Source organism: Bacillus sp. FSL W7-1034, from assembly GCF_038593365.1.
GTDB lineage: Bacteria > Bacillota > Bacilli > Bacillales > Bacillaceae > Bacillus > Bacillus altitudinis.
In genome coordinates this window covers 2575976-2593329 of the sequence record NZ_CP151989.1, presented here as the reverse complement: position 1 = coordinate 2593329, position 17354 = coordinate 2575976, and the positions used below count along the sequence as shown (strand labels likewise).

16 protein-coding genes are annotated in these 17354 nt (G+C 42.7%); 14 read left to right on the top strand and 2 right to left on the bottom strand.

Features of this window, described 5'->3' with window-relative positions; genetic code table 11:
• Window positions 1-21: 21 nt before the first annotated feature.
• On the bottom strand, window positions 22-243 hold the full coding sequence (gene sspI / locus NST73_RS13340; protein ID WP_008346010.1) for a small acid-soluble spore protein SspI: 222 nt from the start codon (window positions 241-243) through the stop codon (window positions 22-24).
• A gap of 113 nt (window positions 244-356) precedes the next feature.
• Between sspI and NST73_RS13335 the strand changes: the two genes are divergently transcribed.
• From NST73_RS13335 to pheT, 3 genes are all read left to right on the top strand, one after another.
• Window positions 357-1100: an RNA methyltransferase gene (locus NST73_RS13335; protein ID WP_096881721.1), complete on the top strand. Its 744-nt coding sequence runs from the start codon at window positions 357-359 to the stop codon at window positions 1098-1100.
• A 376-nt stretch (window positions 1101-1476) separates the two neighbouring features.
• Window positions 1477-2511 (top strand): phenylalanine--tRNA ligase subunit alpha, encoded by a 1035-nt coding sequence (gene pheS, locus NST73_RS13330; RefSeq protein WP_096881720.1) that lies wholly within the window; start codon window positions 1477-1479, stop codon window positions 2509-2511.
• A gap of 15 nt (window positions 2512-2526) precedes the next feature.
• Window positions 2527-4941 carry a phenylalanine--tRNA ligase subunit beta gene (pheT, locus tag NST73_RS13325; RefSeq protein ID WP_342499144.1) on the top strand — a complete coding sequence of 805 codons (2415 nt, stop codon included), beginning with the start codon at window positions 2527-2529 and terminating at the stop codon, window positions 4939-4941.
• A gap of 41 nt (window positions 4942-4982) precedes the next feature.
• On the opposite strand, the gene rnhC is transcribed toward pheT, so the two are convergent.
• A complete protein-coding gene (gene rnhC / locus NST73_RS13320; protein WP_138278842.1) occupies window positions 4983-5906 on the bottom strand; it encodes a ribonuclease HIII in 924 nt (307 codons plus the stop codon).
• A 134-nt stretch (window positions 5907-6040) separates the two neighbouring features.
• Between rnhC and zapA the strand changes: the two genes are divergently transcribed.
• From zapA to NST73_RS13265, 11 genes are all read left to right on the top strand, one after another.
• The gene (gene zapA, locus NST73_RS13315) at window positions 6041-6298 is read left to right on the top strand and encodes a cell division protein ZapA (RefSeq protein WP_008345998.1); all 258 of its coding nucleotides are present in this window, start codon (window positions 6041-6043) and stop codon (window positions 6296-6298) included.
• 7 nt (window positions 6299-6305) lie between these two features.
• Window positions 6306-6839, top strand: a complete 534-nt coding sequence (locus NST73_RS13310; protein ID WP_008345997.1) for a CvpA family protein — start codon at window positions 6306-6308, stop codon at window positions 6837-6839.
• 114 nt (window positions 6840-6953) lie between these two features.
• Window positions 6954-8666, top strand: coding sequence for a DNA polymerase/3'-5' exonuclease PolX (gene polX / locus NST73_RS13305; protein ID WP_342499143.1), 1713 nt, complete (start codon window positions 6954-6956; stop codon window positions 8664-8666).
• A 21-nt stretch (window positions 8667-8687) separates the two neighbouring features.
• On the top strand, window positions 8688-11045 hold the full coding sequence (locus NST73_RS13300; RefSeq protein WP_024718639.1) for an endonuclease MutS2: 2358 nt from the start codon (window positions 8688-8690) through the stop codon (window positions 11043-11045).
• A 14-nt stretch (window positions 11046-11059) separates the two neighbouring features.
• Entirely contained in the window at window positions 11060-11464 is a 405-nt protein-coding gene (locus NST73_RS13295; RefSeq protein WP_007501637.1) for a DUF350 domain-containing protein, read from the top strand.
• A gap of 162 nt (window positions 11465-11626) precedes the next feature.
• The gene (locus NST73_RS13290; protein WP_007501636.1) at window positions 11627-12082 is read left to right on the top strand and encodes an Imm63 family immunity protein; all 456 of its coding nucleotides are present in this window, start codon (window positions 11627-11629) and stop codon (window positions 12080-12082) included.
• A gap of 100 nt (window positions 12083-12182) precedes the next feature.
• On the top strand, window positions 12183-13892 hold the full coding sequence (locus NST73_RS13285; RefSeq protein ID WP_144679832.1) for an AMP-binding protein: 1710 nt from the start codon (window positions 12183-12185) through the stop codon (window positions 13890-13892).
• A 174-nt stretch (window positions 13893-14066) separates the two neighbouring features.
• Entirely contained in the window at window positions 14067-14651 is a 585-nt protein-coding gene (locus NST73_RS13280) for a TetR/AcrR family transcriptional regulator (protein WP_017367816.1), read from the top strand.
• A gap of 25 nt (window positions 14652-14676) precedes the next feature.
• Window positions 14677-15456: an enoyl-CoA hydratase gene (locus tag NST73_RS13275; protein ID WP_144679834.1), complete on the top strand. Its 780-nt coding sequence runs from the start codon at window positions 14677-14679 to the stop codon at window positions 15454-15456.
• A gap of 31 nt (window positions 15457-15487) precedes the next feature.
• Window positions 15488-16261: an electron transfer flavoprotein subunit beta/FixA family protein gene (locus NST73_RS13270; protein ID WP_144679836.1), complete on the top strand. Its 774-nt coding sequence runs from the start codon at window positions 15488-15490 to the stop codon at window positions 16259-16261.
• 44 nt (window positions 16262-16305) lie between these two features.
• Window positions 16306-17283, top strand: coding sequence for an electron transfer flavoprotein subunit alpha/FixB family protein (locus NST73_RS13265; protein ID WP_017358243.1), 978 nt, complete (start codon window positions 16306-16308; stop codon window positions 17281-17283).
• Window positions 17284-17354 lie beyond the last annotated feature (71 nt).

Genomic DNA, 17354 nt, shown 5'->3' with positions numbered 1-17354 from the left:
GATAAGCAAACCGGCTTCTTGTTATTGCTGATGCTCAGGCTTTAAGCCCTGCTCCAATGTTTCAAGAATTTCATTTTTTTCATCTTCTGATGCCTCTTGCCATAACACCTCAAACAAAACGCCAAGCCCTGGCAGCATTTTTTCCTCGCCACTTTGAATCGCATCTAAAATCGTATGCTCAAGCTGCTCTTGATTATGGCCAGTAATGTTTTGAATCACTGCGCCTCTTAAATTAAAATCCATTGCCCACACTCCTTTTTTGATGGTGATAGCCCTATTCTGTCTCAAAGACAGGTTTATTATGTAGTGTGCTTGAGATATAATAAATTCATGATATTTAAAGGAGTTAAAGTCGCTTGAAATATATAGAATCAGCTAAAAACGCACACATTAAACAATGGAAAAAGCTCCATACAAAAAAAGAACGAACGAAAACAGGGCTGTTCCTTGTTGAAGGAAAACACTTAGTAGAAGAAGCATTGAAAAGCGGGGTTGTGAAAGAGTTAATGGTCGCAACGCCTGATACGCTCCCTGCTGACATCGAGCCTGACATTGAGTTGTATGAATTAAGTGAAGAGGCTTTTACTGCGATGACGGAAACGGAAACACCTCAGCAAATCGCAGCGGTTTGTACAATTCCTGTATTTGAGGAGAAGAAGTATGAACGAATGCTTCTGTTAGATGCAGTGCAGGATCCGGGGAATTTAGGCACACTTATTCGGACAGCAGATGCAGCGGGTCTTGATGCTGTGGTCCTAGGGGATGGAACCGTTGATGCGTTTAACGGAAAAACGCTCCGTTCAGCACAAGGGTCTCATTTTCACCTGCCTATCTTAAAACAAACACTCCAACAGACAATTCCAGCATTAAAGGCGCAAGGTATACCCGTATATGGGAGTGCTTTGAAAGATGCGAAAGAGTATAGACACATAGCATCAGAAGGTCCATTTGCGTTAATTGTGGGCAACGAAGGAGCAGGTATTGATCCAGAGATTCTTCAAATGACAGATCAAAATTTATATGTTCCGATGTACGGACAAGCGGAATCATTAAATGTGGCTGTGGCAGCAGCGGTTCTTGTCTATCATTTGCGCGGATAGTGTTGCAACACGTCCTATTTTTCACTATAATGAAACTAATATTTTAAAAACCATGATAGAGGAAGATTGTTTCACGGAGCGTCCTAATAGGGAGAATGCATCGTAGACTGAAAGTGCATTTAAGGAATGCTGAAACAGGAATTCACCTCTGGAGTTGTCACCGGGACCGCAGATTTTGCGTAAAGGTGGACCGGATTCGTTTGATTCCGTTATGTCAATGAAGCTTATTCGCACATATATTTGTGCTTAACAAGGGTGGTACCGCGACCACAACTCGTCCCTTCTTTTTTGGAGGGGCGGGTTTTTTTATTGTCTTCAAACAATCAAACACCCGTTTATTCAGACGGTTTTGTATATTAAAAGGAGGATAACACTCATGCAAGAAACGTTAAAACAGCTTGAAACAGAAGCGATAGCGAAGGTAGAAGCAGCCAGCTCGCTCAAAGAAGTCAATAATATTCGTGTTCAATATTTAGGGAAAAAAGGTCCGATTACAGAAGTGCTGCGCGGAATGGGCAAGCTTTCCGCTGAAGAAAGACCAAAAATGGGCGCACTTGCAAATGAAGTGAGAGAGCAGATTGCTGGTGCCATTGCTGAAAAAAATGAGCAGCTAGAAGCAGAAGAAGTGAAAAAGAAACTGGCTTCTCAAACCATTGATGTCACATTACCAGCAAGTCCGATCAAAATTGGGGCAAGACATCCATTAACGATTGTCGTAGAAGATATTGAAGATTTATTTATCGGCATGGGCTATACCGTTGAAGAGGGCCCAGAGGTGGAAACAGATTACTATAACTTTGAAGCGCTCAATCTTCCAAAAGAACATCCGGCACGTGATATGCAGGACAGCTTCTATATTACTGAAGACACACTCATGAGAACGCAAACATCACCCGTTCAAGCACGTACACTTGAGAAATATAAAGGCCAAGGCCCTGTGAAAATCATCTGCCCTGGTAAGGTATATAGACGTGACAGCGATGATGCCACTCACTCCCATCAATTCATGCAAATTGAAGGACTTGTGGTCGATCACAATATTAGCATGAGTGACCTCAAAGGAACGCTTGAGACAGTCGCAAGAAAAATGTTTGGTGAAGATCGTGAAATTAGACTGCGCCCAAGCTTTTTCCCATTCACAGAACCTTCCGTTGAAGTTGATGTGTCATGCTTTAAATGCGGCGGGAAAGGCTGTTCTGTATGTAAAGGAACAGGCTGGATTGAAATTTTAGGTGCAGGAATGGTACACCCGAATGTATTGAAAATGAGCGGATTTGATCCAGATAGTTATCAAGGCTTTGCTTTTGGAATGGGTGTTGAACGTATTGCCATGCTGAAATACGGCATAGATGACATTCGTCATTTCTACACAAATGATATTAGATTCACGAAGCAATTTAAGCAGGACTAAGAGGAGGAAATCAACATGTTTGTTTCATATAAATGGTTAGAGGACTATGTCGATTTAGAAGGCATTCAGCCGGATGAATTAGCAGAGAAAATCACAAGAAGCGGAATTGAAGTGGAAGCCGTTGAGTATAAAGGCGAAGGCATCAAAGGTGTTGTCGTTGGACACGTCATTGAACGTGAACAGCATCCGAATGCGGATAAATTAAACAAATGTCTTGTTGATATCGGCGAAGACGCACCGGTGCAAATTATATGTGGGGCTCCAAATGTGGATAAAGGACAGCATGTGGCTGTCGCAACGGTTGGTGCAGTCCTTCCTGGAAACTTTAAAATTAAAAAAGCAAAACTGCGCGGTGAAGAGTCTCATGGCATGATTTGTTCTCTGCAAGAATTAGGCGTAGAGAGCAAGCTCGTACCAAAAGAATATGTAGAAGGTATCTTTGTTTTCCCGAATGACGTGAAACCAGGAGATGATGCCCTTCAAGCGCTTCAATTAGATGACGCGGTACTTGAACTTGGCTTAACACCAAACCGTGCCGATGCTCTTAATATGCTAGGAGTGGCTTATGAGGTTGCCGCCATTTTAGGGAGAGACATCAAGCTTCCTGATACAGCGCATGACACTTCTTCTGAAAAAGCAGCAGACTATATTTCTGTTAAAATTGAGGATCAAGAAGCGAATCCACTTTATGCAGCGAAGATCATTAAAAACGTAAAGATTGGACCAGCACCGCTTTGGATGCAAACAAGATTGATGAATGCAGGTATCCGCCCAATTAACAACGTCGTGGATATTACGAATTTTGTCTTACTTGAATACGGTCAACCTCTACATGCCTTTGATTATGACCGGTTTGGTTCAAAGCAGGTGGTCGTACGTAAAGCGGCTGAAAATGAAATGATTCAAACTCTGGATGAACAAGAACGTACATTGTCTTCGAAGCATCTTGTCATTACAAATGGCACAAAAGCGCATGCTGTTGCAGGTGTCATGGGCGGTTTTGAATCAGAGGTGCGTGATGAGACGACAACGATTCTTTTAGAAGCGGCATATTTCAACGGTCAAACCGTCCGTCAAGCATCTAGAGACTTAGGGCTTCGCAGTGAATCAAGCACACGATTTGAAAAAGGGCTCGATCCGCAGCGGACGAAATCAGCAGCCGAAAGAGCAGCGCAATTGATCAGCACCTATGCAGGCGGTGAAGTGCTAAGCGGTACAGTTGAGGAAAACCACCTTGAAACAAGTATGAATGTCATCCACGTATCAACGGAGCGTGTGAACAAGGTGCTTGGCATGAGCATTTCAAAAGAAGATATGATTCAGATTTTCAACAAACTAGGCTTTACTGTGGGTGAATCAAATGATGTGCTTGTCGTAACGGTTCCTTCCCGCAGAATGGATATTACGATTGAAGAGGACCTCATTGAAGAAGTCGCGAGATTATACGGATACGACAATATTCCATCTACACTGCCTGCGACAGCTGGTACCGTTGGCGGTCTCACGCCATACCAAGTGAAGCGCAGAAAGGTGAGACGTTTCTTAGAGGGCGCAGGGCTTTCTCAAGCGATTACGTATTCATTAACGAATCAGCATAAGTCCACAGCCTTTGCTTTAAATCCAGCTTATCAAACAAGACTTTCCCTGCCAATGAGTGAGGAACGCAGTGTGCTGAGACAAAGCCTTCTGCCGAACTTACTTGATTCTGTCGCATATAACTTAGCAAGACAAGCTGATTCTTTTGCCTTTTACGAAACGGGTTCTGTTTTCTTAGCGGAAACGGAAGGCGCAAAACCAGTTGAGAAAGAGCATGTGGCAGGTGCGTTAACAGGTCTTTGGCATAAAAATCTTTGGCAGGGCGAGAAAAAAGCTGTCGATTTTTATGTAGCGAAGGGTATTGCAGAAGGGCTGTTTGAAAAGCTTGGAGTATCAGAAGAGATCACGTATGTTCAAGCAGAGCGTGAGGGCCTTCACCCAGGACGTACAGCCGATGTTCATTTAAATGGAAAAGTGATTGGCTTTGTAGCTGCACTTCATCCAGTAGTGGAAAAAGAATTAGATTTAAAAGAAACGTATGTATTTGAATTTGATTTAACAGATGTGATGACGTCTGAAACAGAGGATATGAAATATACGGCTATTCCGAGATTCCCAGCAGTGACAAGAGACATCGCACTTGTCGTCGATCAGCATATTTCAAGCGGACAGTTGGAGCAAGTCATTTATGAAGCTGGCGGCCAATTGCTCACAGACCTTTCCGTCTTTGATGTGTATGAGGGTGAGCATATGGAAGAAGGCAAAAAGTCTGTTGCATTCTCTCTGCAATATTTAAACCCAGAACAAACGTTGACCGAGGAAGAAGTCACGGCTGTTCATACAAACGTATTGAAAGCATTAGAAGATACGTATCAAGCCGTCTTGCGCGGATAATAAAAAGAGCTATCGCTTTATGCGCGATAGCTCTTTTTTGATTATAACCATTTTTTCGCTTTTTGGGTGTTGGCAAAATGAAGTTTTGTAAATTGGCGTAAAGCCTCTTCGCCGTGCTGTTTCATCAGCTTTGCTGCCGCTTTGTCAACATGCGGACCGGCCCCTTTTGGAATGTCAAAGCCCGCTGCTTTTGATAATTTATCCATTTCAATTAAAAAAGCATACCTTGCAATAATAGAAGCTGCAGCAACCGATAAGTGGATGCCTTCTGCTTTCGTACTAAAATATGTACGCTCCCGAATGATCTTTTTCCCCGCAAGGTGCCTGAAATAAATGCCTGGTTCGGCAAATTGGTCAATGAGAATGGCTTCTGGTTTCTTGCCATCCAGTTTTTCTAGCACGGAGGTGATGACTTGGTTATGAAGTAGTGCCTTCATTTTCCCTTGGCTCATGCCCTTTTCTTGCATCGCATTGTATTTTTCATTCCGAAGCACGAGAAGGCTGAAGGGGATGGTTTTGATCAAGTCTTTGGCAATGTTGATAATCTGCGGATCTTTTAGTCCTTTTGAGTCTTTCACCCCGAGCTCTTTCATGAGAGCAAGCTGACTGGAATCAACATAAGCCGCACAGACCGTAATGGGTCCAAAATAATCGCCAGTACCGACCTCATCTGAGCCAATAACCGACATGGAAGCAATGCCGGGTGGTGGGCTGTACTGTGTGATGGATGGTGTTTTTTTGCTTTTTGTTTCAGCTGCTTGTAAATGGTTGAACTGACTCGCTTCAGCTTCTGCCTTTTGTCCTTGGAACAGTACTTTTCCAGATTTGTAGGCTGTAATCGTACAGCCGGGAACCTTTGCTTGAAAAAGAGCGCCTGGCGGCAAAATGTCAGTTAAATGCTGAGCGTACACGCTCTTCATTTTTTTCATGTCTTCTGATGTTGCTTTTAAGACGGATTGGGGCACAGTGGATAACTCCTTTTTACCTTGATATCATTGATTTCTAAAGTGTACCATAACAGGGAAGGGCTCGTCTTTCCATTCAATGTCTAAACATGTTATGATAGAGACTAGGATTCTCGTGGAATGGAGGAGAAACGTTGTCTGACGGCGGTAAAACGAAAACAACAGTTGAGATTTACGGACAGTCCTATACGATCATCGGCCAAGAAACGAAGATGCATATGCGACATGTTGCTTCAATTGTTGATGATAAAATGAGAGAAATCAATGAAAAAAATCCATACCTTGATATAAACAAATTAGCTGTACTGACAGCAGTCAATGTCGTCCACGACTACTTGAAATTAAAAGAGCAATACGAAAAACTAGAGCTTCATCTAAAAGAAAAGGAATGAAATTACCGTGATCGATATCATCATTTTGTTTTTGCTTCTTATGGGAACGCTTGTCGGTCTAAAACGCGGGTTTATTCTTCAATTTATTAAATTGATTAGCTTTGTTGTTTCTATTTTAGTGGCTTCTATGTTTTATCAGTCACTTGCACCACAGCTTACGTGGATTCCAGCACCTAATTTTAGCGGCGGTCAAGCGCAGCTCGCTTTCTTTAGTGGGAATCTAGAAACAGCTTATTATAATACCATTGCGTTTATCATTCTGTTTATCTTGACCAAAATCCTGCTCGCTATCATCGGCGGATTGCTCACAACCATTGCAAGTATCCCTGTGATTAAACAGGTCAACAAACTGCTTGGCGCTGTTTTAGGATTTCTTGAAACCTATCTATTTGTGTTTATTCTATTGTTTGTGGCTGCATTACTTCCAGTCGATGCGCTTCAAACCATGATGAGCAAATCAATGTTAGCAGATGTGATCGTAAATAGCACCCCTTACCTGTCCGGTCTTGTCAAAGACCTCTGGTCGACGTATGGAGTTTAAGAACTTCTCCTTTCTTGGAGAAGTTTTTTCTCATTCCATGACAGAAAGTTGTAGGATGAAGGGAAAGTTTGTATATTTATATAGGAAGATGCCAAAGTGGCTGGAGGATGAGAGATGAATAAAAAAGATATTATCAAACTTCTTGAAACAATTGCAGTCTATATGGAGCTAAAAGGAGATAATCCTTTTAAAATTTCTGCCTTTCGTAAAGCAGCTGCGGCACTGGAACAAGATGACCGCAGTCTTTCTCAAATAGATGACCTATTAGCATTACCCGGCATTGGAAAAGGAACCTTTGCTGTGATCACAGAGTATATCGAAAAAGGACAGTCTGAAACACTCGAACAATTAAAAAAAGAAGTGCCTGAAGGACTTGTCCCGCTCTTAAAATTGCAAGGACTCGGCGGGAAGAAGATTGCTAAGCTCTACCAAGAGCTTGGTGTTCACGATGCACAGTCTTTAAAAGAAGCATGTGAAGCGGAAAAAGTACAAACGCTTGCTGGGTTTGGCAAAAAAACAGAAGAAAAGATTCTTACCGCTCTTGAGGAGGCAGGGAAGCAGCCAGAACGACTGCCAATTGGTTTTGCATTAGATGTGGCAGAGCGAATTGATCATGCGCTGGAACAAATGGAGGGAATCATCCGCTTTTCAAGAGCGGGCAGTTTAAGACGTGCGCGTGAAACGGTCAAAGATTTAGATTACATCATTGCGACTGATAATCCTGAACAAGTGAGAGAACAACTTGTTGCTCTTGATGATGTCAAAGATGTCATTGCGAGCGGTGATACGAAGGTATCTGTCATGCTTGCACTTGATTTTGAAATCAGTGTAGATTTCCGGCTTGTGACAACAGACCAATTTGCAACAACGCTGCACCATTTCACTGGCTCAAAAGATCATAACATTCGTATGCGTCAGCTTGCGAAGGAACGCGGTGAGCGTATTAGTGAATATGGGGTTGAAACGATCGAAACTGGGGATGTGAAAACATTTGAAGACGAAAGCGCTTTTTATGCACATTTCCAACTTCCGCTCATTCCGCCAGAAATTCGTGAAACCGGAGCAGAGATTGATACGTATAAAGAAAGTATGCAATTTGTAGACCGAAAAGATATCAAAGGCGATCTTCATATGCACTCGACATGGAGTGATGGCGCTTTTTCTATTCGCGAAATGGCAGAGGCATGTATCGCAAAAGGCTATGAATACATGGCCATTACAGACCACTCACAATATTTAAAAGTAGCAAACGGTTTAACAAAAGAACGTTTGCGTTTGCAAGCAAAAGAAATTGATAAGCTGAATCAAGAATTCGAGCATTTTCACATTTTCAAAGGGGTCGAAATGGATATTCTGCCGGATGGATCGTTAGATTATGATGATGACTTTCTAGCAGACATGGATTTTGTCATTGCGTCTATTCATTCTAGCTTCTCTCAGCCGGAGGAAGTCATTATGGAGCGCCTAGAAAATGCCTTGAATAATCAGCATGTGGATTTAATTGCTCATCCAACTGGCCGTTTGATCGGTAGACGAGACGGCTATGCCTTAAATATTGATCAGCTCATAGAGCTTGCGAAAAAAACGGGCACTGCACTGGAACTCAACAGCAACCCGTCAAGACTTGATTTAAAAACAGAGTATTTAATGAAAGCAAACGAAGCGGGTGTGAACATCATGATCAATACGGATGCGCACAACATCGCTATGCTCGATCATATGGACGTCGGTGTCACAGCTGCAAGAAAAGGATGGACACCAAAAGCAAATGTCGTGAATACATTTTCACTCAATGAGATGAAAAAGTTTTTAACGCGTGACAGGTAGTCGTTAGGAGGCTGGACCATGCTGCAACAAAAAGTGTTAGCATCATTAGAATTTCATAAAGTAAAAGAAAAAGTCATGTCCTATACTGCTTCAACTTTAGGGAAAGAAAAAGCGCAGGACTTAATACCACTAACAGATATCGAGAGCATTCAGCATCTGCTAGAAGAGGTAGCAGAAGCGCAAGATGTGATTCGTTTAAAAGGATCTGCGCCATTTGGCGGGTTAACGGATATTAGACGAGGCGTCAAACGAGCAGAAATAGGCAGTATATTAAGCCCTTCTGAGCTGATGGAAATTGCGGCGCTGTTATATACCACAAAAAACATGAAGCACTTTCTCGCCTCTATGTATGAGGACGGAGTAGAGATACCCCGTCTTCATACATATGCAGAATCGCTGATTTTACTGCCAGACGTGAGAAAAGAAATCGAAAGCTGTATTGGTGATAATGGAGAAGTGCTTGATCACGCAACGCCAGCCCTCCGCACCATACGAACGCAGTTACGATCACTAGAATCAAAAGTACGAGATAAATTAGAATCAATGATTCGTTCACAATCTGCCTCGAAAATGCTGTCAGACACCATTGTGACCATTCGTAATGATCGGTTTGTCATTCCCGTAAAACAAGAGTACCGCTCGAATTATGGAGGGATTGTTCACGATCAATCTTCTTCAGGCGCAACTCTTTTTATTGAGCCGCAGGTGGTCGTAGATTTAAATAACACCTTGCAGCAAACTCGCCTAAAAGAAAAGCAAGAGATTGAAAAGATTTTGCAAATGCTGACAGCGAGTGTGTCAGAGCACATTGATGAATTGCTTCATAATGTGAATGAACTTCAGACATTAGATTTTATTTTCGCCAAAGCCAAATATGCAAAAGCAGAAAAAGCCACAAAACCTACTGTGAATAACCAAGGGGAGATTTATTTAAAACGGGCAAGACATCCCCTATTGCCCCGAGATCAGGTTGTGGCAAATGATATTGAGCTAGGGAAAGATTTTTCTACGATCGTCATCACAGGTCCAAATACAGGCGGTAAGACCGTCACTTTAAAAACACTCGGACTTCTTACGCTGATGACGCAGGCAGGTCTTCATATTCCAGTCGAAGAAGGATCAGAAGTGGCTGTATTCGATCAAGTCTTTGCTGATATTGGAGACGAGCAGTCTATTGAACAGAGCTTGAGTACTTTCTCATCTCATATGGTCAATATTGTGGATATCTTAAAGCATTTGACGTCTAATTCACTCGTGTTATTTGATGAATTAGGTGCAGGAACAGATCCTGCTGAAGGTGCAGCACTTGCGATGAGCATCTTAGATGAAGTTCATCAAACAAATGCGCGCGTCATCGCAACGACTCACTATCCTGAGCTGAAGGCATACGGGTATAACCGAGAAGGCGTCACAAATGCGAGTGTAGAGTTTGATATTGAAACCTTATCCCCTACATATCGCTTGCTCATCGGGGTGCCGGGACGAAGTAATGCATTTGAAATTTCCAAGCGTCTAGGACTGCCTCATCATTTAATTGATCGTGCAAAAGCAGATATGCACGCAGAACATAATGAAGTCGATCAGATGATTGCTTCATTAGAGGACAGCAAAAAACAAGCAGAAGAAGAACTGCATGAGACGGAATTCTATAGAAAAGAAGCAGAGAAGCTCCATAAAGAATTGCAAAAACAAATCCTTGAATGGAATGAACAAAAGGACAAACTGCTTGAAGAAGCCGAACAAAAAGCGGCAGAAAAAATTGAACAAGCAACAAAAGAAGCAGAAGAGATTATTCAGGAGCTTCGGTCCATTAAAAGTGAGCATCGTTCATTCAAAGAACATGAACTCATTGATGCGAGAAAGCGTCTTGAAGAAGCTGTCCCTGAGTTTGACCGTAAGAAAAAACCAGAGCCAGTGAAAAAAGCAGCAAGACAGCTAAAGCCAGGCGATGAAGTCAAAGTGCTGACGTTTGGCCAAAAAGGAACGCTCATCGAACAAACGGGTAACAAAGAATGGAGTGTCCAAATGGGCATTCTAAAAATGAAAGTAAAAGAAAAAGATATGGAATTTATCAAATCAGCACCGGAATTTAAACAAGAGAAAGCCATCACGGCGGTCAAAGGAAAAGACTATCATGTATCACTTGAGCTTGATTTAAGAGGAGAGCGTTATGAGAATGCCTTAAGCAGAGTCGAGAAATACTTAGATGATGCCGTCTTAGCTGGCTATCCGCGCGTGTCGATCATTCACGGTAAAGGCACTGGCGCCTTGAGAAAAGGGGTCCAGGAATTATTAAAACAGCACCGTAGTGTAAAAAATGCTCGTTTTGGAGAACAAGGCGAGGGAGGATCAGGCGTCACCATCGTCGAATTAAAGTAAAAAGGAGAAAACGCATGAAAGCCTTTTGGGAAAATGAACTTGTGGAAATTGCCGCCTATTACAGCGTGGCCGTCCTATGTCTTGTCTTATTTCTTACCATATTTGAACTCGTGACCTCCTATAAAAACTGGGAAGAGATTCAGCGGGGGAACTTAGCTGTTGCTATGGCAACCGGCGGGAAGATTTTTGGGATTGCCAATGTCTTTCAGCATTCCATCGCCCAGCACAACTCGCTTCTTCAAATGGTCGGATGGGGCGTATACGGCTTTGTGATGCTGCTCGTCAGCTATTTCATTTTTGAATTTTTAACACCACGATTTAAAGTAGACAAAGAGATTGAGAATGATAATAGAGCGGTCGGGTTTATTTCACTCATTATTTCTGTTGGGCTGTCTTATGTAGTAGCAGCCGGCATTTAAGGAGACGACATGGAAAAACTAGCCAAAGTATTAATTGTAGTTGCCTGCACTTTTGCGGTTATTGGTGCCGTTTACATGTTCCTGTAAAATGAAGAATACATTCTAGAAAGCTGTCAGGGAAAACCTTGACAGCTTTTCACTCATCAAAGGCGGCGAATCAGAATGAATCAAATCTTGCAAAAAGACGAACTCATAAAGCGCATTGACAGTTGTCTCAAAAAGACATCTCTTCCCCAAGACATATATGAACCGTATATTGCACGTCCTTTTCAAACGACTGGTTTTTTTGATGATTTGAGCCCCTATATTGAAATTGATCCAGCCGGCTATATTCTTATTCAATATGAACGAGGGATTAAAGTGCTTCATAAAAGAACAAAAGAGGCGGATGAAGTCGTTTATTGGATTTTAGAAGACACCATCTTTCTAACTGTGTATCTAGACATGATGAGACAATATCAAGTGGACAACATCCACACACATTTACCTAATGACCCTAGTATCCATAAACAGATTGTGGAGAGAGTCCATGAGTCATTTCGTGCGATCGGTGGATTATACGAAAAGTGGCATCATGAAGGGAAAAGAGCCTCTATAGAAACACCGGCGAAAAAATGAAGATGTGTCATGGAACGAGCTCGATTTGAAAAAAGCAAACAGCCATAAGGAAAAGTTTGCTATAATAAAATAGTACGAAAGTTCAGGAAGGAGGGTTTTTATGCAGTCAGATAAACGTTGGCTTCTGCATTACCCGAATCAAATTCCCCACGAACTCACCATCCCAAATGAAACGTTGCAATCTTACTTATTCAGCTCCGCAGAGGCAGCACCTGAGCATACAGCCATTCATTTTTTAGGAAAAAACATCACCTACCAGCAGTTACAAGAAGATGCACTGAAATTAGCCAGTCACTTGATTGACATCGGTGTCAAAAAAGGCGACAGAGTAGCGATTATGCTGCCAAACTGCCCGCAATCGGTGATTTCTTATTATGCGGTTTTAATAGCAGGCGGCATTGTCGTTCAAACCAATCCGCTTTATACGGAGAAAGAACTGGAATATCAAATGGAGGACAGTGGCTCTAAGGTGCTGATCACTCTCGATCTACTGTATCCAAAGGCCTATAAAATGAAAGCGCTGACAAGTATGGAACATTTGATCGTCACCAAATTACAAGATTACTTGCCATTTCCGAAAAACATATTGTTTCCGATTGTCCAGCGAAGGAAAAACAACATGGTCATCCAAGTGGAGAAGAGTGAGACCATTCATCATTTCTCACAGATCATGAAAGAATCGTCAGGAGAACGGATTCCGCAAATATCCTTTCAACCGAAAGAGGATGTCGCAGTTTTGCAATATACAGGCGGAACGACCGGTTTACCAAAAGGGGTCATGCTCACACACGAAAATATAGTAGCCAATACAGAAATGTGTGCATCCTGGATGTATAAAACGAACCGTGGAAAAGAGCGGATTCTTGGGATCATTCCGTTTTTTCATGTATACGGCATGACGACCGTGCTAAACCTTGCAGTCAAAGAAGGTCATCAAATGATTCTTCTTCCGCGTTTTGATGCAGCGGATGCCTTGAAGACCATTGAAAAACAGAAACCGACGCTGTTCCCAGGAGCACCAACGATGTATATTGCCCTGCTTCATCATCCGAATATTGAAAAGTATGACCTATCATCCATCACCGCATGCTTAAGCGGATCGGCCGCTCTTCCTGTTGAAGTCAAACAGAGTTTTGAAAAACTAACAGGAGGAAGGCTTGTAGAAGGGTATGGACTTTCAGAAACTTCTCCTGTCACTCATGCCAATTTCTTATGGGGAGCGAACAAAATAGGAAGTATCGGGTGCCCTTGGCCGAATACAGATGCCGGTATTTATTGTGAAGAAACGGGTGGACTCAAAGCGCCATATGAGCACGGAGAGATTATCGTCAAAGGTCCTCAAATCATGAAAGGATACTGGAATCAGCCGGAGGAGACAGCGGCAGTGTTAAGAGACGGCTGGTTTTTCACAGGAGACATTGGGTATATGGATGAGGATGGTTTTTTCTATATCGTAGACCGGAAAAAGGATGTCATCATCGCGAGCGGCTATAATATTTACCCAAGAGAGGTTGAAGAAGCCCTTTATGAGCATGAGCTTGTACAAGAAGTGGTTGTGGCGGGTATTCCAGATCCGTATAGAGGGGAAACAGTAAAAGCCTTTGTTGTCCCGAAAAAGGATGCCTATGTAACAGAGGATGAACTGGATCGTTTTGTTAGAACAAGAATTGCCTCATTTAAAGTGCCGCGTGTCTACGAATTTAAGGAATCACTGCCTAAAACGGCTGTAGGGAAAATCTTGCGCAGAGTGTTAATTGAAGAAGAAAAAAGAAAGCAATCATCTTCAACAGAAGAACCAGTCGATCGATGAGAGAATGAACCAGCATCATCCGGTCAAGCGGCCGGATGATTTGAATTGTACGTGTCTGCTCTGGTATGCTAAAGGTTGAAAAGAAAGAAGAACATCACTTGACAAATCACTCGTTTCTTTTTAACATAAAGTTATGAATGAATGCTCATTCAATTTAGAAAGGGACGAAGCACATTGAAGCAGAAAAGACCGAAGTACATGCAAATTATTGATGCAGCCGTTGTGGTGATTGCAGAGAACGGCTACCATCAATCACAAGTTTCAAAGATTGCCAAACAAGCAGGGGTAGCAGACGGAACCATTTATCTCTATTTCAAAAACAAAGAGGACATTTTGATCTCGTTGTTCAAAGAAAAAATGGGACAATTCATCGAACGGATGGAAAACGATATTCAAAAGAAACCGTCTGCCAAAGAAAAGCTTCTTCTCCTCATTCGAGAACACTTTCGCCTGCTATCGCAAGACCATCATTTGGCCCTTGTGACACAGCTTGAACTCAGGCAGTCAAACCTTGAACTGCGCCAAAAAATCAATGAGGTGCTGAAAGGGTATTTAAATATGCTAGACTCCATTTTAACCGAAGGAAAGAAGACAGGAGAATTTAGACAAAATCTAGATGTCCGCTTAGCGAGACAAATGGTATTTGGGACGATTGACGAAACCGCTACAACATGGGTCATGAATGATCAAAAGTATGACCTGCCTGCACTCGCAGAAAGTGTACATGATCTTCTCTTAAACGGAATACATCAATCTTAAAGACAATTGAAAAAGGATGATTGACATGGAAAAAATACTTAGCTTACACCAAGACGAACAGACAGCACTCATCACGATTCAACACCCACCTGCAAATGCCTTATCCTCTCAGCTTCTCACTGAACTCAACGACATGTTTGATCAGCTTGAGCAAAACAGTGAAGTGAGAGCTATTGTCATTCATGGAGAAGGTAGATTTTTCTCAGCAGGTGCTGATATTAAAGAATTTACGACCTTGCAGGAAGAGTCTGATTATGCCAGCCTTGCAGACAGAGGACAGCAAGTGTTTGAACGAATTGAACAATGTCCAAAACCGGTGATTGCTTCCATTCACGGGGCAGCATTAGGCGGCGGGCTTGAGTTGGCGATGTCGTGTGATATTCGAATCGCAACAAAAGATGCAAAGCTGGGACTGCCGGAATTAAATCTCGGTATTATCCCAGGATTCGGCGGAACGCAGCGCCTGCCTCGCTATGTTGGATCAGCTAAAGCACTTGAAATGATGGGAACAGCTGAGCCGATTACAGGAGAAGAAGCATTTGCCTGCGGACTTGTTTCAAAACTTGCGGAAACAGAAGAAGAAGCGCTGGAAACAGCCAAAACATTGGCTGCGAAATTTGCAGTTAAAAGCCCTAAAACGCTTGAGTATGTGCTTGAGTTATTGAATGCGACAAAAGTGTACTCATATGATGGCGGAATGAAGCTGGAAGCCAAAAAGTTTGCTGAGGTGTTCCAGTCGAATGATGCCAAAGAAGGCATCCAGGCTTTTATCGAAAAGCGCAAACCGAATTTTAAAGGGGAATAAGGGATTAGTACGACACAAGGGGGAGAAATGAATGAATATTTTTGTTTTAATGAAGCGTACGTTTGACACGGAAGAGAAAATCTCTATTCAGTCTGGTGCTATTCAAGAAGATGGGGCAGAGTTCATTATTAATCCTTATGATGAGTACGCAATTGAAGAAGCGATTCAGCTTCGGGATAAGCACGGGGGAGAAGTAACGGTCGTGACAGTTGGCAATGAAGATGCGGAGAAGCAACTTAGAACAGCACTTGCAATGGGCTGCGATCAAGCCGTTTTATTAAATGTTGAAGATGATTTGGAGGAGTGGGATCAGTTTTCCGCTTCTACAATTCTATATCACTATCTCAAGGATAAAGAAGCTTCCTTGATCTTAGCAGGGAATGTAGCGATTGACGGCGGGTCTGGACAGGTGGCCCCGCGTCTTGCTGAATTACTCGGTTTTCCATATGTCACAACCATTACAAGTATTCAAATCGACGGCGGCTCAGCTTCAATTGAGCGAGATGCAGAGGGTGATGTAGAAGTGATTTCTGCCGAGCTCCCGCTAGTGGTCACCGCGCAGCAAGGTCTCAATGAGCCTCGTTATCCATCGTTACCAGGCATCATGAAGGCAAAGAAAAAGCCTTTAGAAGAATTAGAATTAGACGATCTAGATCTAGATGAAGACGATGTGCCATATAAAATCAAAACCATTGAACGTTTTTTACCGGAGAAAAAAGAGGGTGGCAAGGTGCTGAGCGGCGAGCTTCAGGATCAGGTCAAGGAACTGACAGACCTGCTAAGAAATGAAGCAAAAGTCATCTAAACATCCACTTTACGATATCACGAGAACAAGGGGGAGCTTAAAGGATGAGTAAAAAAGTTGTTGTACTTGGAGAAAGTCGTGACGGTAAATTAAGAAATGTGACTTTTGAAGCGATTGCTGCCGCTCACGAGGTGGCTGATGGCGGTGAAGTGATTGGCGTTTTAATAGGGGATCACGTCAAAGACCAAGCGGATGAACTGCTTTATTATGGAGCGGATCATGTGATGATCGTCGAGCACCCGCATCTTTCTTATTATACGTCTGATGGTTTTGCGCAGGCGCTTCAAGCAATATTAGATCAAGTCAATCCTGATGCAGTGCTGTTCGGTCATACATCGATCGGAAAAGACTTGTCACCAAAAATAGCTGCACGCCTGCAAACAGGCTTAATTTCAGATGCAATAGATGTAAGCGTTACCGGTGAACATCTTGTTTTCACGAGACCGATTTATTCAGGAAAAGCTTTTGAAAAAGTCATTTCAACAGATCGTCTGCTTTTGGCTACTATCCGTCCAAACAACGTGGCACCGCTGGAGCGTGATGCGTCACGCAGCGGAGAAGTGACGCCAGTTTCTGTCGATATTCAAAACCTAAGAACGATCGTGAAGGAAGTCATTAAAAAAACATCAGAAGGTGTAGATTTATCTGAAGCGAAGGTCATTGTCGCAGGAGGCAGGGGGGTCAAGAGCAAAGAAGGCTTTGAACCGCTGAAAGAACTTGCCCAAACGCTTGGCGCAGCAGTCGGTGCCTCGCGTGGTGCATGTGACGCTGACTACTGCGATTATGCCCTGCAAATTGGTCAAACCGGTAAAGTCGTCACACCTGACCTTTACATTGCCTGCGGGATTTCAGGAGCTATTCAGCATTTAGCCGGTATGTCCAACAGTAAAGTCATTGTTGCGATCAACAAAGACCCAGAAGCTGAAATCTTCAAAATTGCCGATTACGGAATTGTCGGTGACTTATTCGAAGTCGTTCCGCTTTTAAATGAAGAGTTAAAAAAGATGAATATCCATTCTTAACGCTCATACACTCAGAATGCCTAGGTATTCTGGGTTTTTTTGTATGTCATCACGAAACAAAGGAGCGGTTT